At 47.4% G+C, this 25,636-nt stretch carries 17 protein-coding genes; 2 read left to right on the top strand and 15 right to left on the bottom strand.

Going from position 1 to position 25,636, the window contains the following annotated elements:
- Positions 1-250 precede the first annotated feature (250 nt).
- The 15 genes from ACZ481_RS04425 to ACZ481_RS04355 all read right to left on the bottom strand — a co-directional run bounded on the left by ACZ481_RS04425 (position 251) and on the right by ACZ481_RS04355 (position 20,470).
- On the bottom strand, positions 251-1,669 hold the full coding sequence (locus ACZ481_RS04425) for a trimethylamine methyltransferase family protein (RefSeq protein ID WP_464768956.1): 1,419 nt from the start codon (positions 1,667-1,669) through the stop codon (positions 251-253).
- Between the two features lie 49 nt (positions 1,670-1,718).
- Positions 1,719-2,942 (bottom strand): NAD/NADP octopine/nopaline dehydrogenase family protein, encoded by a 1,224-nt coding sequence (locus ACZ481_RS04420; protein ID WP_464768955.1) that lies wholly within the window; start codon positions 2,940-2,942, stop codon positions 1,719-1,721.
- A 42-nt stretch (positions 2,943-2,984) separates the two neighbouring features.
- Positions 2,985-3,785 carry a methyltetrahydrofolate cobalamin methyltransferase gene (locus ACZ481_RS04415; RefSeq protein WP_464768954.1) on the bottom strand — a complete coding sequence of 267 codons (801 nt, stop codon included), beginning with the start codon at positions 3,783-3,785 and terminating at the stop codon, positions 2,985-2,987.
- 15 nt (positions 3,786-3,800) lie between these two features.
- Positions 3,801-4,439 (bottom strand): cobalamin B12-binding domain-containing protein, encoded by a 639-nt coding sequence (locus ACZ481_RS04410; protein WP_464768953.1) that lies wholly within the window; start codon positions 4,437-4,439, stop codon positions 3,801-3,803.
- 351 nt (positions 4,440-4,790) lie between these two features.
- Entirely contained in the window at positions 4,791-6,206 is a 1,416-nt protein-coding gene (locus ACZ481_RS04405; protein ID WP_464768952.1) for a sigma-54 interaction domain-containing protein, read from the bottom strand.
- Between the two features lie 379 nt (positions 6,207-6,585).
- Positions 6,586-8,004, bottom strand: a complete 1,419-nt coding sequence (locus ACZ481_RS04400) for an SLC13 family permease (protein WP_464768951.1) — start codon at positions 8,002-8,004, stop codon at positions 6,586-6,588.
- Positions 8,005-8,058: 54 nt separating this feature from the next.
- Complete coding sequence (locus ACZ481_RS04395) at positions 8,059-9,252, bottom strand: CaiB/BaiF CoA transferase family protein (RefSeq protein ID WP_464768950.1); 1,194 nt, start codon at positions 9,250-9,252, stop codon at positions 8,059-8,061.
- A 23-nt stretch (positions 9,253-9,275) separates the two neighbouring features.
- Positions 9,276-10,418: an acyl-CoA dehydrogenase family protein gene (locus tag ACZ481_RS04390; RefSeq protein ID WP_464768949.1), complete on the bottom strand. Its 1,143-nt coding sequence runs from the start codon at positions 10,416-10,418 to the stop codon at positions 9,276-9,278.
- Between the two features lie 74 nt (positions 10,419-10,492).
- On the bottom strand, positions 10,493-11,275 hold the full coding sequence (locus ACZ481_RS04385) for an enoyl-CoA hydratase/isomerase family protein (RefSeq protein ID WP_464770575.1): 783 nt from the start codon (positions 11,273-11,275) through the stop codon (positions 10,493-10,495).
- 167 nt (positions 11,276-11,442) lie between these two features.
- Entirely contained in the window at positions 11,443-12,447 is a 1,005-nt protein-coding gene (locus ACZ481_RS04380) for an NAD(P)H-dependent flavin oxidoreductase (RefSeq protein WP_464770574.1), read from the bottom strand.
- Positions 12,448-12,835: 388 nt separating this feature from the next.
- Positions 12,836-14,140, bottom strand: a complete 1,305-nt coding sequence (locus tag ACZ481_RS04375) for an S-layer homology domain-containing protein (RefSeq protein WP_464768948.1) — start codon at positions 14,138-14,140, stop codon at positions 12,836-12,838.
- Positions 14,141-14,811: 671 nt separating this feature from the next.
- Positions 14,812-15,672 (bottom strand): 3-hydroxyacyl-CoA dehydrogenase family protein, encoded by an 861-nt coding sequence (locus ACZ481_RS04370; RefSeq protein ID WP_464768947.1) that lies wholly within the window; start codon positions 15,670-15,672, stop codon positions 14,812-14,814.
- A 51-nt stretch (positions 15,673-15,723) separates the two neighbouring features.
- Positions 15,724-17,712: a methyl-accepting chemotaxis protein gene (locus tag ACZ481_RS04365; RefSeq protein WP_464768946.1), complete on the bottom strand. Its 1,989-nt coding sequence runs from the start codon at positions 17,710-17,712 to the stop codon at positions 15,724-15,726.
- Positions 17,713-18,054: 342 nt separating this feature from the next.
- Positions 18,055-19,212 (bottom strand): thiolase family protein, encoded by a 1,158-nt coding sequence (locus ACZ481_RS04360; RefSeq protein ID WP_464768945.1) that lies wholly within the window; start codon positions 19,210-19,212, stop codon positions 18,055-18,057.
- A gap of 40 nt (positions 19,213-19,252) precedes the next feature.
- Positions 19,253-20,470, bottom strand: a complete 1,218-nt coding sequence (locus tag ACZ481_RS04355; RefSeq protein WP_464768944.1) for a CaiB/BaiF CoA transferase family protein — start codon at positions 20,468-20,470, stop codon at positions 19,253-19,255.
- A 450-nt stretch (positions 20,471-20,920) separates the two neighbouring features.
- On the opposite strand from ACZ481_RS04355, the gene ACZ481_RS04350 reads away from it, so the two are divergent.
- Both ACZ481_RS04350 and ACZ481_RS04345 read left to right on the top strand, forming a co-directional pair.
- Positions 20,921-23,968: a GAF domain-containing sensor histidine kinase gene (locus tag ACZ481_RS04350; RefSeq protein ID WP_464768943.1), complete on the top strand. Its 3,048-nt coding sequence runs from the start codon at positions 20,921-20,923 to the stop codon at positions 23,966-23,968.
- A gap of 144 nt (positions 23,969-24,112) precedes the next feature.
- Positions 24,113-25,576: a sigma-54-dependent transcriptional regulator gene (locus ACZ481_RS04345; RefSeq protein ID WP_464768942.1), complete on the top strand. Its 1,464-nt coding sequence runs from the start codon at positions 24,113-24,115 to the stop codon at positions 25,574-25,576.
- The last annotated feature ends 60 nt before the right edge of the window (positions 25,577-25,636 follow it).

Genomic DNA, 25,636 nt, shown 5'->3' with positions numbered 1-25,636 from the left:
CCATCCTAAGCATGCTCTCTAGTAGCGTGTCAACCTTAAAACTGTAGGATAATGGCGAGGAGCGTTTTCGTAAGACAAGGCGGAGGAATGAGGCTTACCGGACGTATGCCGATTGACAACAACGCAGGCTTACGGAAAAGCTCCCGTCAGTATCCATAGGATTAGGGTTGTCAAGACACTAGCATTCTTATCATGAATTTGCTACCAGGGTATGGCCGTAAACAATGCACAGCGCCCCCCTGGTAAAAACCTATAACCCGAATTTCCGTTCCCAGCCCGCTAATGTTTTGACTATCGAAGCATCCAGCCGGGGAACCTCGTATTCCTCCATAATTTCTTTGATTTTGGCCTTCACCTTGCTGCTGATCTCCGAGTAGTTCTCATTATTCATCTTGCGGCTGAACAAGCTGGGATACCATACCTGGCGGAAATTTTTATTGGTATGTTTTTGCGTCAGATAATGGCCTCCCGGCCCTACCTTTGCCATTACTTCCATTGCAAAATCTTCTTCCGCCGTATCAATGCCCGCAACATAATGTTTTAATCCTTCAATAATTTCATTAGCCAAAACCACCAGTTCCGGTGAAACACTCTTACAATGATCCATTACGCCGACATCATGAATGATATGGGCTTTACTTAGCATTGTCGAAAATATTTGCATCGTACTTTCGGCCATGGCCTGCTCATCAATGACCCTGGCGTCGGAACAGCCGGCAGTACCATAAAAGGGCAGCCCGTAATAGGCGACCAAGTCGGCCATGGCTGCAATATTTACATGGAACTCAGGGGCTGCGTAGCTGCCAACCGTAGTCTGCATATCAAATACAGACGGCATGGCACCATAGATAAACGGCGCGCCCTCGCTGACCAATTGGGTAAGGACCAAGCCTGCCAAAGCCTCCGCATTGCATTGTGCCAACGTGGCCGCCTTGCTCATCGGCGATGTTCCCCCCATCATGCAATACGGCATATACACAAAAGGTATCCGGTTTTCCGCGCTGATGTACACCTTTTCCGTACTTTCCTCAGGGTGAGTCAGCGGGGGAATAGGCTCGCAGTAGTTAAAGATAAAGGGTTTTTCCTGTAACTTATCCAACCCTCCGGCTACATCAGCGGCTATATGGATTATGTCACGCAGAGACTGAATGTCATTGCTGGAAAAATTGATCGTTTTGCTAAAGTTCTTTACTGTTTCGATGAAGGTGCTTTGGGTCTGTACTTTGGGATTGACATCGGCCGTCATGCCTACCGATAATACAAAAGAGATATTTGGCAGATAATCGGCCACCTTACACATTGTTTGAATATCTTTTTTCAGAAACTGCCGCACCGTATTGCTAACAGGATCGACAAATTCCAGTTGGTCCGAATGGGTGCCAAAATACACTTGCTTCCCGCTGTTGATGGTCATCGCCGGCTGACCATCACGGGTATACAAGGTCAGCTCTTTGGGAGCGCTTTTGAGCGCCCTGTCGACCAGCTGCGGCGGAATATGGATTAAGCCGTCGTCTGTCATCACAGCGCCATTTTCTTGCAACAGCTTTATCGCCCGCTCGCCCCTGAATTTCATGCCTATATGCTCCATTATATAGAGGCTTTTTTCATGGATCTTATTGATCTTCTCCTGGTTCAGGACGGAAAACTCAATATTCCGTTTAACCGGCATAACCATAATGTCTCACTTCCCTTTCCGCTGCTAGCCAATACGTAAGCTGCTACTGCGCTTTGTAAGCACCCTCGCGCAGGTATGCATTCATTTCTTCTTTATTCATATGGCCAATCCCTAAATAATCCAGGGTGTAGCCGAGCTTGTAAAAATCTCTTCCCAGAATTGCGGAGGCCAGGTTAATCATCGAATCAATAACCGGTGTCTTAACACCAAATTTTTTGCCTAGCTCATGATACACATGACAACCTACCGGGATATCTTCGGTGATGTATCGATTCTCCATAGTGAACGGGCCGGTACCAAACTGAATCGGGTCTTGCTGTTCAAAGGGTATAACATAATCTTCACCCATATATTCGGCCCCTAATACATTTTCCCGGGAGAAAAACTGTTCCTTTCTATAGGGTTGAATGCCGACTCCCATGACTGCCGCCAAAGCGCATTCCTCTTGATAAAAAGCGTATTGCACCTCAGAAATCGAAGGGCAGTAGGCATGGGAATAAATACTGTATTTATATTTATCTTCGCCAAAAATAACCCCGAAGTTTTCCATAACACCTACACCCAAAATAGTGCCCGGACAATGCAATACCGGATTAACATTGCTAAAACCAGTATCCATTACCGTATCACCGGCAACGGCGCCTTGCCCGAAGGTTACCGCGTCCATTGACGGCAGATATTTTGCGCTGGCGAGAAAAGCGTTGGTATCACAGGCCGGCAACGCCGCGCCGCGTAAGGTAATCGCCCGGTAATAAACCCGAATTTTCGGTAAAATTACGCCGCCCTTGATTTCCACACGGCTGCCATAGGTCGAACTGGACCAGCCGCCAATAATGACGTCTTTGTTGCAGCCCGCTTCCCGCATCAGCTTTCTTAAGAGCAAAGAACCATAGTTATCGGGAAAAATGTGAACAACCATCCCATCTTCCAGGGCCGGAATCAACTTTTCAAAGAACGGTTTATGGCCGGCGCAGGGCATCGCTACCACGATCAAACCTGCCCCTTTTACGGCCTCCGCTACCTCAGTGGTAACCAGCTCCATCCGGGCCGTACCGTTCCGTTCAAAGCCATATAGATTCAGTTGATCGCCAAAAAATTTAATACCTCTTTGTTCAATGCCAAACAATGTCTTTTCGGCAAAAGGCGGCAAATCGCAAAGGCGGACCCTGGCGCCGCCCAAAGCGCAATCGCCGGCTATTGCCTTGCCCACGGCACCTGCGCCCAATACAGCGATCGGTTTAGCTTTGAGATACTCCATGTTTTTCATTGGTGTCTCCTCCTCCGGTTATTATAATTTCGATTTTTCAGACTATTTTTCGTAGAAGCCTCGGCGATGGGCTCTGATATACCCCATACAGTATTCATCTTTTCCCAGCAGCGTTTTTGCTGCATGAATTAGCCCCATCATTGCTTTGTCTGTTGGATTGAGAATATAGCCGTCCATACCAACTGCCATGGTTTGTGATACAAACAGCCGATTCAGATAGCTGCGGTTTGGTAATCCATAAGAAATATTACTTAGCCCGCACATGAAGTGGACTGCCGGATACTGGGCCTTTATCATCTGTATTGTTTCTAATACTTCTATGCCGGCCGTACTCACACTGCTGACTGGTTTTACCAGCGGATCAAAATAGATGTCATCGTTTTTTATGCCGGCTGCCAGCAGTTTGGCCTGCAAACTTTTTACTACCCGCATACGGTCTGCCGCTGTGTCCGGCATGCCCTGTTCATCCATGCACAAAGCCACAATCTTGGCTTGGTATTTTTGCACAAGCGGCAGGACTGCGGCCAAACGCGGCCCTTCATCGGTTATGGAGTTGATCATGGGGGTTCCATGCTTTGCCAGTTTGAGGCCCGCTTCCAGCGCCTGCGGATTGGGACTGTCAATACATAAGGGAAGCTGAACTGCTTCCTGGATGATATTGACCAGCCATTGCATGTTCTCAAGCTCATTAAAGACCTTGTTGCCGCAGTTTACATCTATATAATTGGCGCCAGCCCCAGCCTGTTCTTGGGCCAGCTGCCGAATAAATTGAGCATCCTGCCGGTCTACGGCTTCAGAGACAGCTTTGCGGCTGGTATTAATTAGTTCACCGACAATTACCATGACCAATCCTCCAGTTTACATTTTTCCCACCAGGGCCGCTGCCATTTCCTTACAGGCCACAGCGTCTACGCAATAGCCGTCAGCACCAATCTTTTCTGCAAACGCAGGATAAAGCGGGGCGCCGCCCACCAGAATCTTTACCTTATCCCTCAACCCGGCCGCAATAATCGCAGCTATGGTTTCCTGCATCACCATCATCGTGGTTGTCAATAACGCGCACATGCCCACAATTTGCGGTTTATGCTCTTGTATAGCTGCCACGAATTGCTCCGGTGATATATCCACTCCCAAATCAACAACATTAAAGCCGCTGCTCTCTAAAATCATGACAACAAGATTCTTGCCGATATCATGCAAATCTCCTTTTACCGTCCCCATCAGGAAGGTGGCCATACCTGCTGTATCTTCTGTAGAAAGCAGCGGCTTAACTAATTTCAGCCCCTCTGCCAAGGCGTTAGCGGACATCATAACTTCTGGAATGAACATTTCACCGGCTTTAAATTTAGGCGCTACAATATCCATACCTGCCAGCAACCCCTTGTTGACAATAGCTAATGGAGCTGCGCCGGCATTGATCAATTGCCGGGTAATTGCCTGCACCTTGTCGTCGTCACCTTCCAATACTGCTTCGGCCAATTCTTTAAAATGACTCATCTAAAGCTCCTCCTATCATGTAATATAAAATTGCAAGTCCAGCCTTTTGTACAGTTGCTTTGTTTACTGCTGCACCACCTCCCGGCATGGTTAATAATCGCGGTCTACTGTTACGCTAAACTATAAATGCATCTTTCATGCCATTTTGGTGATAGGCGAAAATATTTTTCCGCAAAAAAATAAATACCGGAAAGTACTTGTTTTTCCAGTATTTATTTCAAATATTCAGTAAAGTTCAAACAGTAACCTGCCTAAATATTTGACATACTTTTATTGTTTTTGATTCAGATTTGAATAACTCGTTGAGTCGTCTATGATTCACAGCAAATGAGGAAAGACATTACTATTAAATTATTGTTTGCAATATTTTTCAATTAGTCTATGGGCTTTACTTTGACTAATATGTAGTGCGTAAGCAACCTTACGGGAACTGCCATATTTCTGAAATGCTTCCACAATCATTCTGCGTTCTAACTGATACACAGCTTCATCTAAAGTACTGACTTGCGGTTTCTCCTTTTCGAGAAACTGTATGTTTTTGGCAAATGCTTCAGAGAAAATTTTGGGCAAATGGCATACTTCAACGGTCGAGTCCTCTACGACGACAACAAGCCGTTCTATCATGTTTTCCAGTTCTCTGATATTGCCTGGCCAGGAATAGTCAAGCAGTATATCTCTGCATGCCGGCGATATGCTATGGTCTTTTTTGTATTTCTTATTAAACTTGTTTAAAAAATAATAGATTAACGACAGCGTATCTTCAGGCCGTTCCCGCAAAGGCCGTAATTCTAATTCAATTACATTAAGCCGGTAATAGAGGTCTTCACGAAAAAGTCCCCGCTCGATCAGAGCATTCATATTCCTGTTGGTAGCTGAAATAATCCGGCAGTCCACCGTCTTGACCTGCTGGCCGCCGATCGGTATAAAGCGCCGCTCCTGAATAACATCGAGAATCTTACCCTGCAGACGTGGCGGCAACTCCGCTATTTCATCCAAAAACAAGGTGCCGCCGTCGGCCAGTTCGATAAGACCTGTCTTGCCTTTTTGCAGCGCGCCGGTAAAAGCCCCTCCCATATAGCCAAACAATTCTGACTCAATCAGGTCTGCCGGAATAGCCGCACAATTAATGCTGATAAAAGGCCCGTTCTGGCGTGAACTAATCCTGTGAATATTTTTGGCAAGGGCACTTTTGCCAGTCCCTGTCTCACCTAGAATTAAAATGTTTATATCGACAGGTGCCACTTTTTCCACTAATTGCATTAACTCTTTCATTTGCGCACTGTGAGCCACAAGCTTGACATTTTGCAGTTCTTTTTTTCTTAATACTACAACTTCTTTTTCCATCCGCGCTAATAATTCTTTTGTTTGTTCTAAATCACGTTTTATATCTGCCAATTGTTTTACATCACGGCAATTTTGCACCAAAAATTCAATATTACCATTCTGATCATAAATCGGAGTATTGGTTACTACCATTTTAGCTCCTGTCCGCGTTGACTGCTCCAGCGTGTTTCTAGCCTTGCAGTGAAGCGTAATCGGCGCAGTAGGCGGGTAACATCCGGCTTGCTCCATAAACTGCCATGGGTCTTTGCCGATCATATCACTTGGCCTGATTCCATAATATTGCTCACAAGCTTTATTTGCATAAATAGTTATACCCGTACTATCTGTAGCAAAAATAGCGTCATAAGAATTGTCTAAAATTTTAAGCAGTATCTCTCTACTCAGCTGTTTATTATGAACCGATATATACTTAGATTCCCGCAAGCATACTCCCCCTTTCCAATAGTTAGGTTAATCGGCGCTGTAACCACCATTGATTTAACTTAGCCTGGTTCTGTATATAATACTAAGCCATATACCTGATTTCCTCCAGCGTGAATTATTCTGGCAAAGCCTAACATGGCACTGCTAACAAATTCTCTAAATTAGTTTTTAAGTGACAATAAAAACGCCAAATGAGGTATCTTCCTCATTTGGCGTTACTAGCGCAGGATTTGATCCGGCAACCTGACCCCTGCCGCCAGGATTGCTTAATCTAAATATAAGTATATTGCATTGCAAACTGCCGGTTGCTGTTTTTTGTATTTCGTACTGTTAATATGACAGTCCTTTGATACTGCTACACTATCTCTGTCTCAAGCGCTTAACGGATAAGACCTGTCATCTTCCATACCGGTACACTGACCAACAAACCAAGAAGAGAAACGGCCATATAGACTACACACATTTTTATTGTTTGCCGATGCTCAATCATGTCCCCGCCGGTAGCATAATAAGCAACTAAAAAGCTGGCATTTTGATAAAATGTGTACCATACATTAACGGCAACAAAGATAACAAAAGCGGTAACCCAGGGACTAATTCCCGCTTGAATACTGAATGGTGTAAGCACGAGGATCAGTATGGCAGCAGTCGCAAGCTGGGATACCAGCACCACCCTGACGACGTAGATGATTAAGCAAAGCAGAATGATGAATACAAAAATATTGCCCGACACCAGCGGTGACAGATAAGGAGCAAGGGCTTGACCGATCCAGGCGTCAATTTTAAGTGTTTTAAAAACACCTGATACATTGATAAGGGCTCCAATAAATATAATGGCATCCCAGGCGATGTTAGCACGGAAGGCATTGCGGTCGAAAACGCCAAAAGTGATCAGGACAATCGTTGCAACACAAGCTACGACGGCTGATTCAATTCCATGCATTCTCTCTGTCATCCACAGAATTAACGCTATAATGAGAACTACGCCGGTAATAATTTCGTGTTTGGTCAGAGGACCAAGGTTCTCCAGTCTTTCTTTAATAAAGCCGGAGCTCATTGGCTTACTCTCTCTCGGCTTGTATAAGACTATGATAGCAAAGTAACTTAAAACAAGCATTGTAAGCCCCCACGGCAAGGCATTGATGAACCAGGTTCCCCAGGTTATTTGCGCCTGTACATCTTTGGGCAATAGGCCCAAAATGGCATAGCACAGGAAATTACCGCTGAGAAATATAGGATAAGCCAGCCCTGTCGTCAGGAAGAGTGCATTGAACAGGCCCGCCGCGCCCGGGCTTTTATTCTCATAACCCATGTTTTCACAAATCGACCGGGCAAAGGGGGCCAACACGGCTGCTTTGGCAGTACCGCTGGGAATGAACGGGGTCAAAACCAGACCGGCACTCACTAAAGCCAATACCTGACCGCCAAAGGTTAAGGGAAACTTGCTCATGGTCATCAATGCTACCCGGTTCAACAGACCGCTTTTGGTTGCAGCCACGCCAAGACCAAGGGCACCGACAATAATCCAGATTGTACTTGTCGAAAAAGAGGCAAACGCTATGGAAAAAGGAACCACTTTAAATACAGCCCAGGCACAACACATCAACAGGCCTGTGCCAAAGTCAGACAGCACATCGGCGATCCACCAAACTACTGCCCAACTGAAAATTCCTATTCCCCACATCGCCTGCGGGGAAAGCCCCTCAGGCGCAGGCGTATTGGCAATAGCCAACCCGATTATAATACCAATAATCCCGCCAATAATTTTTGACCAATTGATCCGCTTGGCTTCTGTCACCACAACTACCTCCAGTACTACTCATTTATTAATGAATCTCTATAATTTTGCAAGTTATCTGCTGCCAGTACTCCAGCGTTTTTTCAGTTCAGCAATTTCCTCTTTACCATAACTAAGACCTGCCAGAACTTCCTCCAGATGCTGGCCTAAAGCAGGCGGTTTTTTCATAACCGCAGCCGTTTCCGAAAACTTAAAGGGGTTCCCTCTAGACTTGATTGCGGGAATTGAACTGCCGTCCGGCAATTCAAGCTCACAAATCATACCTCTGGCCTGCAATTGGCTATCGGCCAGCAGGTCATTGGTTGTGTTTACTTTCGCGCACGGTATTCCCGCCTGGTCGATTAGAGCCAGCGGTTCATCAACATTAGGAAATGTCTTAAGCCATTTTTCCAGTTCAGCAATCAAATTTTTAATATTCTTGATCCTGTCCGCACCGGTACAATATAGCGGGTCATCAGCAAGAGCTTCCTTTCCCATGACCCGGCAGAGCAATTTCCAGAATTTTTGATTGGGGGCGCCGATGATAACACTGCCGCCTGTTCCCTGGAATAAGCCAAAGGGAGCCAATACACTATGATGATTGCCTGTTCTTGTCGGTTTCCGTCCTAACCCGGCATGCTCAATCAGGCCATTGAAAGAGACCATGCAATCGAGCAGGGCGATGTCGATATGCTGGCCAACCCCGGTACGCTGCCGGTGATAAAGGGCGGTGGTTATCGCCCCATAGGCATGTATCCCGGCCACATAATCAGCCAGAACAAGGCCGGACCGGGTTGGCGGCCCATCCGGCTCGCCTGTTAGATCCATGGCTCCGCTCAGCGCCTGGGCAACGATATCATACCCCGGTTTGTGCCGGTAGGGGCCCGTTTGTCCGAAGGCCGAAACAGAGCACATAACAACCGACGGATTGATTTCTTTGACCTCTGCATAGCCTAAGCCGAACTTCTCCATCGTACCGGGTTTAAAGCTTTCGACTATAAGGTCAGCCGTCGCGACCAGCTTCCTGGCCACTTCCCGCCCCTTACCATCCTCCATATCCAGCACAATTGATTTTTTGCCGCGGTTGAACCAAAAGAAGGGAACCCCGGTGCCATCCAAAGCCGGCGGAAAGGAACGCATATCATCGCCCACCTGCGGCTTCTCAATTTTGATCACTTCAGCGCCGAAATCGGCAAGCATGGCGGTAGCAAAAGGACCGGCAGCGTTGTTCGTAAAATCCACAACTTTTAATCCTGCAAAGATATTCATTGTAACCTCCTTGATATTAGATTCTATAATCCCAGCTCTTTGGCAATGATCACTAGCTGTATCTCCGAAGTGCCGCCCAGCATCTTTAAAAACCGGCTGTCAACAAACTGTCTGGCAATAGGGTATTCCTCGCACAACCCATAGCCCCCGAACAATTGCACGCAGCGATCGGCAGTGCGGAAGGCCAGATCACTGCAATAATATTTGGCCATAGCGACTTCTTTGCTGAGCTTTTTGCCAGCCAGATGCTGAACAACCAACTGATCCACGAAACTTTTGGCAACCTCAATCTCCGTAGCCGCTTTTGCCAGTTCAAACTGTGTATTTTGAAACGAACTTAAGGGCTGATTGAACATTTTTCGCTCTTTTACGTAAGGAATTGTCAGCGCCAGACTGTACTGTGCCTGATTAACAGCGCATACGGCGGCCATGATTCTTTCCCACTGCAGCTTTTCCATTAAATAGTAAAACCCTTTGTTCTCTTCCCCCAGCAGGTTCGCTTGCGGTACTTTACAATCGGCAAAAAATAATTCCGCCGTATCCTGGGCATGCATGCCGACCTTTTGGACGCGATTCCGCCTAAAGCCCGGCGTGTTGGTTTCCACTAACAGCAGGCTGATGCCCTTGTAAGGTTTCGCCTTGGGATCAGTCCTAACCGCAACTACAACAAGGTCTGCCAGCATGCCATTGGAAATCCACGCCTTATTACCATTTACTATGTAGTTGTCGCCTTCTTTAACCGCGCTGGTTGCCAGGCTGGCAAGGTCTGAACCTGCCTGGGGCTCCGACATGGCTACAGCGAGAATCTTTTCTCCGGCAGCGCAGGCCGGCAGCCACCGTTGTTTCAGTTCCTCACTGCCGTGGGTATAGATATAGGGAGCGATAACGTCGCCATGCAGCCTGGTATACAGGCTGTTTAAGCCGCGGGCCTGCATTTCTTCCGCCTGGATTACCGAATACAGCAAGTCGCCGCCAACACCGCCGTACTTTTCCTCCAGCCAGATGCACAGATAACCCAGGTCGCCAAACTTTTTAAATACTTCCCGCGGCACACCGCCATCCTTTTCCCATTGCCCATAATGGGGAACCACTTCCTGGTCTAAGAATTCACAAAATGCCGTACGAAATACATCATGTTCATCAGTGAACGGTAAGATTCTCTCCATAAATAACAGCCTCCCCCAGCCTTTAGTAGATTAGGTTTCTTATTATGCTAGCTTTCATTGACGGCCCAGCTTCTCTATTTGCCCCGGAATACAGGCGTCCTTTTTTCCAGGAAGGCATATACGCCTTCTTTATGATCGGCCGTTGCCGCACATATGGCCTGATATTCAGCCTCATTGCGAATTTCCGCTTCCAGGTCGTGAAAGGCTAATTGATTTATCATCGCCTTGATATAGCCATAGGAAACAGTGGCACCCCCGGCCAGCTTAGCGGCCAGACGCATGGTTGCCGCTTCCAACTGGGCCAACGGCACTGCCTCGTTAATCAGGCCCCACGCCAGAGCCTCGGCGGCGGAAAACAGGCGCCCGGTCATAAGCAGCTCAGTCGTCCTGGCTACACCGATAGACCGTAGCAGCGGCAGCGGGCCGCCCAGGTCGGGTATTAACCCGATATTGGCAAAAGAAAAAACCAGTTTCGTCTCTTCTGCTACAATGCGGAAGTCGCAGGCCAGGGCAAGATTCAACCCCCCGCCGGCCGCCGCGCCGTGAATAGAAGCAATAACAGGTTTCCGGAGGTGTCTGATCTTTACAGCGGCTTTTCCCAGCTTACCGACACCCTCTCCGTATTCTTTGGCATTTCCCGTATCGACTCTTTCTTTCATTGCATTGAGATTCCCGCCGGCACTGAATGCTTTGCCGGCACCCCGTAATACGACTACCCGGATTTCAGGGTCAGTATGGCATTCATCCAGACGTTTCTCCAATGCCTCGACCATTGGTACAGAAAGAATGTTTCGCTGTTCCGGGTCGTTCAGGATTACTACCCCTATGCCATTCTCTTTTTTGAGGATAACCTTCATGTCCTCCACCGACTTCACCTACCCTTTTTTTCAATTGCGTGTTTATGCATGTTAACCTATTCACATTAATTAAAGATAAATAGGAATGACCGTTTTTTAAGCTACCGTGCTCAGCTAACAAGTCCCAGTGCCGGCGGCCATTCCCAAACGGTAATACGAAAGTCAGCTTAATTCTTCATGGCTTCCAGCCGCGCCAGCACCTGTCCGGCTTCCTGCATGACATCTTCAATAACCTGTTTTACCGGTTTGATTTCGTCGATTAAGCCCATAGCCTGTCCTGTTGCAAAAATACTTCCCTGCAGGTCGCCGGCCATCACGCAGGCTTTGCTTTTTTTGCCGGAGATTACCGTCAGGAGTTCTTGCAAGGTGGCACCCTGCCGCTCCATTTCCAGGCATCTTAAGGCCGCTTCATTTTTCATAGCGCGAATCATGTTCTTGATTGAGCGTTGAATCAGAATAGTATCGTTTTCGCTGGCCTCAACCATCCACTGTTTAAAATTGGGATGAATTATGCATTCCTGCGTAGCAACAAACCGCGTACCCATCACAATGCCTTCGCCGCCAAGTGCCAGTGCGGCCACCAACCCTTTGCCGTCAGCTATACCGCCGCCAATTAAGACCGGTATTTTCACGGTCTTGGCTACCTTGTTGCCCAAAATCATGGTAGTAATATCGTCCATGCCCGGATGACCGGCACACTCAACCCCAACAATGGTAACCATGTCTGCACCGGCTTCTTCAGCTTTCTTGGCATATTTCACAGCTGCAACTTTGTGGATCAGCTTGATACCGGCAGCCTTCAGTAGGGGCACGAATGCCTTGGGATCCCGTCCTGCTGTTTCTACGACGGCAACGCCTTCTTCAACAATTACCTTGAAATATTCCTGAGTCAATTCTCCCGGCATCATGGTCGGCAGCATAGACACGTTGGCACAGAAGGGTTTGCTGGTTAGCGATTTCATTTTCCGGATTGCATCCCGGAACTCAGGCATAGACGGGTAAATCGTGGCATTGATAGTCCCCAGGCCGCCGGCATTGGATACGGCAGAAGCCAGTTCCGGCGTTCCCAGATGTTGTAATCCCCCCTGCATAATGGGATACTGAATGTGTAAGAGTTCGGTAATTTTGGTTTTCAAGTTTGTCCTCTCCGTTCGTTGTGCGTCATAGCGCAATTTTTTGTTAACAAATACCTCTGTGACGTATCCTTCGCTTGCCAAATGTTACCCGCTAATGTACAGCGCACCGTACTTCCGCAGTAATTAAAAGCAAGAAGTGTGCCAGATATACGGGTGTTTTGGTTTTAGAGGGGCGAAACCGCACAAGTGTCAGTATATACAGGCTAAAAGTAGAAAATCGTACATTGGCTTCCTGAACTTGCCAATCTCCTTGTCCATACCGCCAGTATCAAAAACCGTCACCTAATTCCATTTTTGTATTGCAAATTTGTCCATTATTCCGGCAATATTCAAGGTCAAGTTTTAATTTAACTAGCAATGCTTTGTCGCTTGCACCACAGCGGTTAAAAAGGAAAACCGTGCCGCAGCACGGTTTGTTGTAAAACTAAAACAGAATGTTAACCTGCATACGGGTTCTGGTGTCACCAGTGCCATCGCCGGTGTAGTAGTCGGTACCGGTATCAGCCTTTTTCATATTGAACTGATAGACAGCCTCTAAAGTGACATTCTTGCCTAACGTGCGGGCGTACTGGACGTCCCAGGACTTGATATTGGAGGCAGCGGTATAAGCACCGCTGAAAGTAGGAACATTGGAGTTTTTCTCTATTTTATTGTATTCGACAAATGCCTGCCAACTGCCGGGAACACTAGGTTTCATCGCGCCATACTGCAGGCGGTAAACACTGCCGTCCGGCTCACTGCCGCCGGCAAGCTGAGCAGCATCAGCCGTATTTTTCCAATAGTCGGCTACAATTTTCCAGTCCTTGCCAAAGCCATAGGTAAAACCGGCGCCATAGGTGTTGATGAGTTTAGCGGCCGTTGAACCTTTGTCCTGGTTCTTCATATAAAAGGTGCTCATCTTGACTTTATTGGTAAATTTATAGACCATTTGGCCATAGTAGAGGTTACCATAAGGATTGTGATCTGTGGTAAGGTCAGCCGCGGCATAATCAAACTGACTCCCGGGGTCGGCATAACCGGCAAAGACAGCCGCTTTGCCTTGTTTCCAGGTAACCTCGGCACCATCAAAGCCGCCGACTGTACCGGCGTAGTAGGTAGTTTCACCAAGACTCAGGCTGTAGCGGCCGGCTTTCAGATCGATATTCGGCAACAGCCGGTTCACTTGCACACTGGCGTCGGTAATGTAATTAACAGTAGCGGCGTTATAAGTACCCATCGTGTTGTGGTTGAGCACCTGCCAGCGTGCATAGAAGTTGACTTTGTCGTTGACATCAACCTGAGCAGCCAAACGGAATCGCTCGGCAAAAGCCGGGTTGGATGTGCTGGCCTCCTGGTGAATCCAGCGCAGGCGGGCATCGCCGCTCAGCTTAATCTTGGAGGCATATTTTTCAAGTTTTGATACCCTGACACCCAGGTTGTCCAGTTCGTCAGCAAATTCGGCAGCCAGCTTATCAATAAGGGCTTTAAATTCAGGGTCGACCTTGTCGGACTTAGTCATGGCATTAGCAACAACCAGGGCCATTTCGTAGCGGGTCATGGTTTTGTCGCCGCGGAAACTGCCGTCACCGTAACCGTCAACAATACCGGCTTTTGCCAGTTTAGTCACCGCTCCGTATGCCCAGTGTGTGGCCGGCACATCGGCGAAGGTATTGGCCGGAGCGGCCAGTGCGGCCCCGGCGATACCGAGTACAAACATAAGTGCGAGAAGAGTTGCGAGAGTTTTCTTCAACGTATTTTCCTCCTTGGTTTGTTTTAAATTGTTGAGCCTTAGGAATAGGCGTTAACGGTTTGTTGCAATCTTAATTCGTCCTAATCCACAGTGCTCGTATCCCATGCCTGCGTCCAAGCCACTCCCGGGAGCTCTTTACATACCCTCCTCTCTTCCCCCGTTTGGTCTTCCCCGGCAAAAGAATCTTTGGGGGCGTTCAGTGCAAAGGGAATAGGCAATGCGCCTGTATAAGGAGCAAATCCCTTGCTGTCCGCCGTCTAACCTAGTAAAAGCAAGAAATATGCCAGCTTTCCGTTTTATCCCCCTTACAGCGGTTTAAACCGCTGAAACCGGCGGATTTGCCGTTCATGATTACAGGAAAAATAGAAAACACATTGTTTTACCGGTTGCCCTGTCAACACCAGACTGTACTGCAACCAACAAAATTGGGTGTTGATTACGATTTTGTAGCGCAGTTTTTGTTAACCGGATCACTTCACTAAAAAAACATTTCCCTGAGTGTTCCGGAAGCCTTTGCGCCAGCGCGCTGCTCTTCCGTTCTCCCCAGGGAAACGAGTTAAGAATAGCCAATCTCACAAAACTTTAGTCAGCAAGAAACCGGTCAAATGCTTCCCATTTGACCTTGAAATGGCAACCGTTGCGGGCCCTTTTTTCCGGCTGACCGGTGATAATTATTTATAGGAATAGAACCCTTGGCCTGTTTTTCTGCCGAAATGGCCATTATTCACCTTTGCTTCCAGCACCTTTGAGGGCGCTTCCCCCAGGCCGGCCTTGTATTTGGCATTACGGATATCATAGATTACATCCAAGCCAGCCAAATCCATTATGCGGAAAGGCCCCATCGGATGACCCAGACCTTTTTCCGCAGCCAGATCAATTTCCTCAACAGTGGCATAGCCGCTGTCCAAAAGGAACCAGGCTTCACTGTTGATTGCCCCCAGCAGCCGGTTAACTACGAAACCTTCAATTTCCTTTTGGACTTTGATCGCCTTTTTACCGATTCGGGCAGCGAACGCCATCAGTGTGTCAATGGTTTCCTCACTGGATTGAGGCGCCACGACGACTTCCACCAATTCCATGTGCAAGGCCGGATTGAAGTAATGCAGATTTGCCACCCGGGAGCGATTCTTCATCTGGGACGAAATCACGGATGGTACAAAAGTGCTGGAATTGCTGACTAAAATAGTATCTGGACGAGTAAGTGCCTCCAGTTTGGCAAAAAGGTCTTGCTTAATATCCAGCTTTTCTACAATAACCTCAATGACCAATTCAACCTCTTTCACTGCTTCAGCTAAGTCACTAACCATATGAAAACGGTTTATTGTGTCCTGGGCCGCAGCTGCTGTCATTTTTCCTTTGGCCACACGGCCGTTCAGATAGTCCTTGCTCCAGGCGTCAACCTGTGCCAATACGCTGGGAAAACTATCGGTTAAATTAACTTCATAACCATGAATCGCAGCATTAAGCGCAATTTGCTTACCCATTGTCCCGCCACCGATGACCGTAACCTTTTTAATATCATCAATTTTCATAACAACATCCTCCTCTATTTCATTACAGACAGACAAGGTCTATCCGCCTATTTATATACGGAACGAATTAACTGCGGTACGCAGATCTTGCGCTAAAGCAGCTAAGGCCTGGCTGGAGGCAGCAATTTCTTCCATCGATGCCAGTTGTTCTTGTGCGGCAGCTGAAACCCCCTGGGCTTCATCGGCTGATTTTCGCCCAAGCGAGTCAACCATTTGGATGGATGCGGCAATGTCCTGGCTGCTGCCGGTAAAAAGCTGCTCCATCGCCGCTGAGATCTCTTTGACTTGCCTGGAGACCGCAGCAACAAGCTCAACAATCTTTTGAAAAGTCATCCCGGCCGTATTAACCACCGCAGCCCCCATCTTAACTTCCCGGGTGCCGTTGTCCATTGCCGCTACCGCCTTATCGGTCTCGTCTTGTATCTCGCCAATCAATGCTGCTATTTGTTTGGCCGCATCCTGTGATTGCTCTGCCAGTTTGCGGACTTCCTCGGCAACGACGGCAAACCCGCGGCCTTGTTCGCCGGCACGGGCGGCCTCAATCGCTGCGTTCAATGCCAGCAGGTTTGTCTGACCGGCAATACCGGAAATTGTGTCAACAATTTGCCCAATCTCTTGGGAACGCTCACCCAGCTTACTTACTACCCGGGCTGAGGAGACAACCGTTTCCTCAATTTGCTGCATTTGCGCGGCAACCTTTCCTACTACCGCATCACCCGCCTGTGCCTGTTCGGCTGCTTGGTCCGAGCGCAGAGCGACCTGATCGGCGCGCGCCACAAGCTGCTGTAAGTTGTCGGTCATCTTGCCAATAACAGTGCGGCTATAACTGGCGGCTTCCATTTGTTCATTGGTCCCGTCCGCGATCTGGGTAATAGCCGCAGTAACCGTATTGGCCGCCTGTGCGGACTGTTCAGAGCTGGCGTTCAGCTCCTCGGCCGAAGCCGCTACCTGTTCGGTAGCACCCAGAATTTTTTTTACTAACGTAGATAAATTGTGAGACATAAGCTCAAAGCTGCGGGCCAGTCTTCCCAATTCATCATTCGAATGGATATCCAGCTGCTCTGACGATACATCCCCGCCGGCAATACGGTTGGCAGCAGCCTCAAGTAACAGAATCGGCTTGACAAAACGCCGGGCGTACCACGCAATCAACAACGCAGTCACTGCCAGTACAGCCAAAATGGTCATAATCGTCGTATTCAGCAGCATTGACAGATTATCGGTAATCTCTTCGATCGGGACAGTAACGGCCAGCGACCATTGCACCCCTGCGATAGGATAGTACGCGACAATCCGCTCTCTGCCGGAAAACTTGTACTGCACTATGCCGTTGGCGCCATTAACCATTTCTTCGGTAATTTTTTTCAGCGCCGGCGAAATCTTCTCATCTGTAAGTGTATTTAGTTTCAAAACAACATTCTTGTCAGGATGGATAATCACGGTTCCGTCGCCCTGTACGACATAAGCGTAGCCGGATTTGCCAATTTTGGTTGAGGTTACTTTTTTAGTCAGGCCTTCCATATCTACGGTGGCAAAGAGGACGCCCGTAACTGTATCGCCGGACTTAACCGGAACAGCAACTACAGTGACATAGTTGCCCTTAACCGGCGAAATTCTTGGATTCGTTATGACCGCTTGTCCCTGCATCCCCTGAATGAAGTACTCTGCTTTAGCTACATTGCCTGTCATTCCTGAATTACCGATAAATGATCCGTCGGCAGCAGCATAGGCAACACCATCCATGCCTGGCATAGCTTTCGCAATTGACCTTAAATAAGGGACCATTGCCTCTTTATTTCCGGATATAATAACAGGGTCCATCGCTGCAATTAGTAATTCGCTTTTGCGGGCAAGCAACCAATCGCCCACTTCGCTGGCAGATCTCGCCACTACATTTTCCATATCATGAGTCAGACTTGTACTAATAATCTGCCGCGCCTGCCAATAATTGATCCCGCCCAGCATGCACAGTGCGCCGACAATAATCAACAGTAACATGACCGTTAATTTTGCCTGAATGCTATTTCGGATTAAATTCACACCTATCACTCCAGCATCATATTTTACGCTTCGTTCCATTAGTCCTATCTATATACGCTTGCTGATAATACAGGTTTTGAGCCCCTCGCACAGTAAAACGGCTTGTAAGCGGAGAGAATTGGTTCTCCTGCCGCTTTCATTCCCCAAATTATGTTCGCATAGTGACAATCAGCCTGCAATGTAGAACGTGTACTTCGCGACCATGTAACGTAAGCCACTCTCTATGAGCCGGAGCCTGGTGTGCTTGTGCCGACGCAATCCCGGATACGCACCTGTGCACTATACTTCAGGAAGCACCATCGCTTTACAATTAACTGCCATCTGCCAAAGGACCATTGGCACTTAATAACGTTCAAAAATTGTCGCTAACCCTTGTCCACCGCCAATGCACATAGTCACCAAGCCGAGTTTATAATTTTTCGCCACCATTTCATGCACCAGCTTAGTTGTCAGAATGGGGCCCGTACCGCCGATGGGATGTCCTAACGCAATGGCTCCGCCATTGGGATTTGTCTTTGCCAGATCAAGGCCGAGATCTTTTATGCATGGCAGCGCCTGGGCGGCGAACGCCTCATTGAGTTCAATAATATCCAGGTCATTTACGGTAAGGCCTGCCCGCTGCAGCACTTTACGCGTTGCCGGCACCGGTCCGTAGCCCATAATATTGGGATCCAGCCCTGCCACGGCAAAGGACCTAAAGCTGACCAGCGGCGTTAGCCCCAGCGACTTAGCTTTCTCTTCCGACATCATAACCAAGGCGCCGGCTCCATCTGACCGGGGGCAGGAATTGCCAGCCGTAGTCAGTCCGCCTTGATGCAGCGGTGCCAGTTTAAGCATGGTTTCCAAAGAAGAATCATAACGTACGCATTCATCGGTGTCGATTATCTGTACACCTTTTTTGGTTTTTACTTCGATCGGGACGATCTGATCTTTAAATACACCCGCTTTAATGGCCCGGGCTGCTCTGGTATGTGACAGCAAGGCAAACTCGTCGCATTCCTGCCTGCTGATATTATGCCTGGCGCCTAAGGTATCGGCGGTAGTCGGCATATCCGGATTGCCAAGCTCGTCAATGGATAAACGGTTTGGTAAAAAAGCCGGTGGCTTAGAAGAATAAGCGGCTGTTTTTTCTAACTGATAGGGGGCTGTTGTCATATGCTCAACACCGCAGGCAATATAGATGTCTCCATAGCCGGCCATGATATTCACGGCCGCATTAATCACCGCCTGCGAGCCTGAGCCGCACTGCCTGTCAACCGTGGTTGCCCCGGTGGTAAGCGGCAATCCGGCCGTCATGGCGGCTATTCTGGCAAGATTGCCGTGTTGCCCCTGGATATTCCCCATAACGACATCTTCAATTTCCGCAGGATCAATTTTAGCGCGCAGAACCGCTTCCTTAATTGCTGCCGCCGCTAATTTTTCCGGTGGCACATTGGTCCATTGTCCCTTGTGTTTGCCTACGGCAGTACGAACTGCCGATACAATAACTACTTTTTTCAATTTAAATTCCTCCTGCATAAGTTTATATAGCGCTATAGCGTCAACGTATACCGGCGGCGCGTAATGTTTTCAACTCCTCAATCTGTTCCGGAGTATAGCCTAATTCCTCAAGAAGTTCTTTAGTATGTTCGCCCAATAGCGGACTCCCCTGATAAGAAAGTGAACCGGACTCAGCCCATTGAACCGGTGAACTCGGAAGCGCTGCTTTTGCACCATTGGCAAAAGTATTTTCATAAAGAAAATCATTAGCCCATGCCTGCTGGTCATTTTCAATCTCTTTAAAATGCTGCAGCCTTACATGAACAATATCGGCTTTACGCAGGCGAACAATCCACTCATTAATGTCTTTAGTCGCAAAGGCCTCCTCCAGAACAGGAATGAGAGCCGCCCGGTTAGTTAACATATCAAGCCTTGTTTTGAACCTCTTATCGGTTAGGAGATCCTCCCGCTCAATCACTTTGCATAGCGCCGGCCAGTAACGGTCATAATCAAGAACCGACAGGAAAATCCATTCCTTGTCTTTAGTCCTATAGGGAATTACCATCGGATTCCCTTCGAGCCGCTCTTTCGGGTACTTGTTCTGATAGCGTGATTGGGTCGCAGTAATCATTAGACCGGCAAGCCATACTGCTGCCCCGAACAATGAGATACTTACTTTTTCACCTTTGCCGGTTTTCTCCCGCTGCAAAAGAGCCGCGCTTATCCCGCCGCATAATATAGATCCTACTGCCAAATCACCAAAACCGGCCGGACTATATACCGGATATGCCCCATCAGGAACCAAATCAGTCAAGAATCCACTGCGCCCCCAGAAAGCAACCGTATCGAACCCCGGTTGGTTAACGTCCGGCCCCTTTTCGCCAAACCCGGTTACAATACCATAGATTAGCCGGGGATACTTTGCTTTCAGACTTTCGTAATCCAATTGCATTTTTCTAAGCGCTTCTAGCCGGTTATTGGTTATAAATACGTCGGCTGTCTGCAATAAATCGTGAAGCACCTTTTGCCCTTGCGGTTTTTTTAAATCCAGTGTAATTGCCCGCTTATTTGTATTGGCAAGCTCCCAGGCCGGATTCTCCTCTTCGTTTGCAGGCATTGACATGGTTTGGCCGTAAGTACGCCATGCATCACCGTCCGGACTCTCGACCTTAATAACATCGGCGCCCCAATCTCCTAAAATCCGGGCGCACGCCGGTGCCGCAACAAAAGTCGCCAATTCAATAATGCGGTATCCACTTAAAGGTTTTTGATTAATCACTCGTCTCATCTCCTCTGGCCTTATAATGATTTATCGGACACTGCCGTATATTTATCTTTGCAAGAACTATGCCAATCAAACTATTTTAAAGGTGCTGACACAATGCAGCCGGGCAGGTAAACAGCTGCAAGCTGGCCAAGGATTGAGCGCTGGTCAGGGTACTCTGACCGACCTTTTTTCTATCAAGATCAGCTAAACAAATGTTTTTTTGAAAGCAAAAGTGAATTTCTCATATGCAAAAAGTGTAGATGTTTGCAAAATTGTAATACAAAAAAATATGAACTATAAAAATTTAGGTACGAATACTATAACAGTACATTACCCCCATTTTTTTTACTTATGGCCACAAGGTTTCTTATCGCTGTACTATAAGCCAGCACTGAAACAAACAGCAGCTTGGCAAATTTTGATATTTGTCGATAAAGGAGATTCAAAATAGCTGCACGAATAATGTCGAATATGGTCTTTTATTGGGAATTATTAATGCAAAAACTTCTTCCCAGGAGGCAAACGATGAGTTTGAATGACATATTGATTCCGCCTGCATTTTCCTCGATAATTCAGCTTTTATTCTCAATGATTTCGCTCGTATTGTTATTTCTTTTATTTATAATGAACCGTAATACCCCTAACCTACTTTGGCTGCTAGGCTGGTTATGTAATCTGTTTGCTGATATTCTCGAACTTGGCTATGTCCAGGCAGACCAAACTACCATTACCTTCACTTGTCTGGCCACAAAACTACTCAGCTGCTACCTTATCTTATCAGGCTTCGTAATTCACAAAAAGTACAATAAGACCTGGCAGGTCATTCCGCTTATTTGTCTGATCTGTTTCATACTCATTTTTTTCTTTCTTGCACCAAGCCATATTACTATTCTCCTGCCATCGGCATTTTTATTGGCTGTATATAGCGCGATTGCTTATAATAAGCTAGTACTGCAGACCAAAAGTCTCTTTACAGTACTTGCAACTATCATTGCCTTGACTGTCTGGGGATTTTTGAATCTGATCAGCTTACAAGCCAGTCAGGCGGACTGGTACTGGTTATGGATATACCGTATGGCTAGTCTCGCACAGCTGGTATGTGCCATTGCAATTTTCAGAAGCTATCTGCAGGAAATCGCAGTGTCATCTGAAGCTGATGTGCTATTGCGCACCCTTGTTGAAAAGACCGAGTTTATCGTCTATTCATTTCATCAGTCGCCAACCAAAACCTTCGACTATATTAGTCCGGGCATCGAAGCGATAACAGGTTATTCGCCAAATGAGTTTTACGAAAACCACATGCTGGGATATCGTATTATTCATCAGGATGACAGGCAATCTTTCGCGTCCTTGGCCGGCATGATGGCAGAATCTCCGGGAAAACCGATGATCACCCGCATTTGGCCTAAAAACTCTTCCATGATTTGGGTCGAACATATTAATCTGCCGACATTCAACGAGTGTGGTGACTTGATTAAAATAAACGGAATTGCGCGTAATATAACACATGAAAAGCAACTAGAAGCCCGTAACGATCTTTTGAAAGAAGTAGCCCTCATGGTAATGGAAGATAAACCCCTAACAACCATTCTTTCTCACATTTGCAACAAACTCGTTGACATCTACGGGTTTAATTTCGCCTGGATCGGTTTAAAGGAGCATGATGGCACTGTCAGCATTAGCGCAGTAGAGGGAATACAAAACCAGCTTATCCGCCTACGCGAACTTAATATCCGCTGGGATGACACCCTGGAAGGGCAAGGGCCAACAGGTAAAGTTATCCGGGGCGGGAAGACCTTGATTGTCGACGTGGAGAAAGCCAACTTTCAGATCCAGCCCTGGTTAGACAGATTAGTTGCCCGCAAGATACGTTCTGTTGCGGCATTTCCTTTGAAAACAAAAGGCAATACACTGGGTGCACTGGTAATCTACTCAAATTACAAATATTTTTTTAGCAACAGGGTCGTCTGTGAAATCGAATCATTTGCCGAGCAAATTGCGCTTGCTATCAATGATGCGATTAAAAAACAGCAGTTGCAGCTGATAACCGCCGGGCTGCAGGCAACAACCAATGCCACTCTTATTACGGACCGGAACTTTGTCATCGAATGGAATAATCCAGCTTTCGCCGATTTGACCCTGCCCGATTATCAGTCAGTTGTAAAATTGCATTTTCCCGCAACAATTAAGCTGTTTAATCAAGATAGGGAAATATTTACCGAGATTCAGTCTGTCGCCGCAACCGGCTCAGCCTGGATAAATGAATTTATTTTGTATAAACGGGATGGCGCACTAGCGCCATTTGAGATTGCAGTCACGCCGGTAAAAAACACGCTGGAGGAAACTACGCATTTTATTATCTGCTTTCACGATCTTACCCAACGAAAACAGGCGGAATCGGTATTACAACGCTACCAGTTTCTTTATCAGCGGACAAATGATATTATTCTTATCTCCCGCCCTGACGGCCTGATCGTCGAGGCAAATCCAGCGGCCGAAACCGCGTATGGCTATACACGCGAGCACCTGCTTACCATGCGAATCAGCCCTGCCTTTGAACCACAACCAGAGATCCCCGCCCTTGTGCATCCGCTTATGCCAATACTGGCTGCACAAGACGGCTATTTGTTAGAGACAGAGCACCACCGGCGGGATGGCTCAACCTTCCCGGTAGAAGTCAGTTCCGTCTGTGTGCCGATTGAAGGGAAAATTGTTATTTTCAGCACTATCCGTGATATTACGGACCGTAAACAGGCGGAGTTACATAAACTGCAAGCCAAAGAAACCCTGGCCCAGGCGGAAAAATTAACTTCCTTAGGCAGAATGGCGGCCAGTATTTCTCATGAAATCAACCAACCGTTAAACACGATTAAAGTAATTGCCGATGGCATTCAATTTTGGCAGCGAAAAGGCATCCAAGCGGAAACACCGGCTCTGCTGCATGCAATCAGCGATATTTCCGTCCAGGCCGATAAAATTGACAAAATTATCAAGCATGTCCGCGGCTTTCTTCATAGCAAAAATTCATCGCTGCGGGTTCCCTGCGACGTAAACAGCATCATTGAAACCGTGTTAAGCCTATTGGAATCCCAGCTAACCACGCACAATATCCGGTTGCAAAAAAAACTGACAGCTCATCTGCCGCCGGTTTTTGCAACACCTACCGGGCTCGAGGAAATTGTCATCAATTTAGTTCTCAATGCCTTTCATGCACTCCAGTCAATGGAACAGGAAGATAAGACAGTTACTATCTCTACTTGGCTTGAAGACTGTATTATCATTGAGGTGTCAGATAACGGCCCCGGAATCGCAGATGATATTAAAGCTCAACTGTTTGAGCCTTTTTTCAGCACAAATTCTTCTGGTGACGGAATGGGACTGGGGCTGGCTATCATTAAATCGATTATTCTTTCTTACAATGGAACCATTGAGGCCGCAAACAACGACCAGGGCGGGGCTGCCTTCCGGGCGGAATTGCCTGTCTATCGGCAAAATGAGAGGCAACTATAAATACGGGGTGCCAAACAAGCATGAGCAGTCGATAAATACAAGGATTTAGCGGTGTTTTTGCCGAAGTAAAGAGCATACACCCCGACTGCGGCTGCCTTTCGAGGAGACTATTATGACTGGCCGCAGTAAACGCAGGAGGCTATAATGAATATTTTGCTTGTCGATGATGATAAAACCGGCCGGGAATGGATTGCCATGTTTTTGCGCCAGCTTGGCCATCATGTCCTGGAATGTGATAATGGCGAAGACGCTTTGGCAGCATTCAAAACCATGGATTTTGGCATGATTCTGTCTGATATCAAAATGCCCAGAATGTCGGGCCTCAGTTTGCTAAAGACCATTTCAGCCATGCCATCCAAGCCAAACACTGACATTGTCCTTTTCACCGGTCATGGTGACATGGAGTCGGCTATTGACGCTTTGCGGGCTGGCGCTTACGACTATCTCCTGAAGCCTATCAATATGGATGAACTGGCAGTACTGACAGAGAGGATTGCCGAGCATCAAAACCTCTTACGGGAAAATCGGCGCTTGATTAATCATTTTGACAGCGAAGTAAAAGCTGCCACGGAAGAAACCCAACGTGAGTTGTCCAAACTAAAAACTATTATGGCCAAACAAGTAGGCTTAGGGAATGTTGGCGTTTTTTCCGACTCCATGCGGCAAATCGTTGACCAGGCATTTAAATATCATACTGACCGTTCAATACCTGTTCTGATTCAAGGCGAAACAGGAACCGGCAAGGAGATTATTGCCAAGATGATCCATTACGGCAAAGATGCCCACCCGGCCCCGTTCGTTGATATTAACTGCGCTGCTTTTACCTCCAGCTTGTTTGAAAGCGAACTGTTCGGCTATGAGGCGGGAGCTTTCACCGGCGGTTTGACCAAGGGCCAAAAAGGTAAATTGGATATGGCTGCCGGCGGAACCTTATTTTTAGACGAAATAGGCGAGATGCCGCTGGAGCTCCAGAGTAAATTGCTGCGTGTCCTCCAGGAAAGGACCTACTATCGGGTAGGAGGCGTCAAAAAACTTACTACCGATGTTCGCATTGTTTGCGCTACAAACGTAGACTTATCCGACAGGATTGCCAATGCCAGCTTTCGCAAAGATTTGTATTACCGTCTTAAGGTGGGTCATATTGTCCTGCCGCCCTTGCGGGAACGGTCTGATGAAATCCTGCCATTAACCGACGTATTCCTGAAGGAGTTCGCCCAGCTCAGAAGAAAGCAGTTTACTGCTGTTTCAGCGGCGGCAGCCGATATACTCCGCTCTTATTCATGGCCCGGCAATATCCGTGAACTGCGCAATGTTATAGAATGGGTAACCTTTATGTATGATGACATGGAGGTGCGTCCGGAGCATTTGGGAGCGATCACCAAAAATGAGCAGCCGGTAGATGCAGCCAGCAAAAATTCCCCACTGGTCATCAACCCGGACAACTTTATTCTGCCAGCTGAAAAATTTGATTTAAAAGAATTTACGGATAAGGTAATTTATAAAGCCCTGGAAATAAATAATGGCAACAAAACAGAAGCTGCGAACTATCTCAATATGTCACGGCGCGCGCTCTGTTACAAGTTGGAACAAGACGCCAAAGATAGCTAACCCGTTGTTTGACTGCGGACGAATTAAACAACTTCACGACTTGAGAAATGGGAAAACCCG

It is taken from the genome of Sporomusa intestinalis (genome assembly GCF_055383785.1).
Note: the sequence above shows the minus strand (reverse complement) of the source record. Positions and strands in the feature narration are given on the sequence as shown.

Bases quoted from the DNA above. Each gene is read 5' to 3' on its own strand.
- ACZ481_RS04395 (WP_464768950.1), bottom strand. From the start codon at position 9,252: ATGAATATCTTTGCAGGATTAAAAGTTGTGGATTTTACGAACAACGCT.
- ACZ481_RS04410 (WP_464768953.1), bottom strand. From the start codon at position 4,439: ATGAGTCATTTTAAAGAATTGGCCGAAGCAGTATTGGAAGGTGACGAC.
- ACZ481_RS04345 (WP_464768942.1), top strand. From the start codon at position 24,113: ATGAATATTTTGCTTGTCGATGATGATAAAACCGGCCGGGAATGGATT.
- ACZ481_RS04415 (WP_464768954.1), bottom strand. From the start codon at position 3,785: ATGGTAATTGTCGGTGAACTAATTAATACCAGCCGCAAAGCTGTCTCT.
- ACZ481_RS04350 (WP_464768943.1), top strand. From the start codon at position 20,921: ATGTCGAATATGGTCTTTTATTGGGAATTATTAATGCAAAAACTTCTT.
- ACZ481_RS04370 (WP_464768947.1), bottom strand. From the start codon at position 15,672: ATGAAAATTGATGATATTAAAAAGGTTACGGTCATCGGTGGCGGGACA.
- ACZ481_RS04425 (WP_464768956.1), bottom strand. From the start codon at position 1,669: ATGCCGGTTAAACGGAATATTGAGTTTTCCGTCCTGAACCAGGAGAAG.
- ACZ481_RS04390 (WP_464768949.1), bottom strand. From the start codon at position 10,418: ATGGAGAGAATCTTACCGTTCACTGATGAACATGATGTATTTCGTACG.
- ACZ481_RS04420 (WP_464768955.1), bottom strand. From the start codon at position 2,942: ATGAAAAACATGGAGTATCTCAAAGCTAAACCGATCGCTGTATTGGGC.
- ACZ481_RS04385 (WP_464770575.1), bottom strand. From the start codon at position 11,275: ATGAAGGTTATCCTCAAAAAAGAGAATGGCATAGGGGTAGTAATCCTG.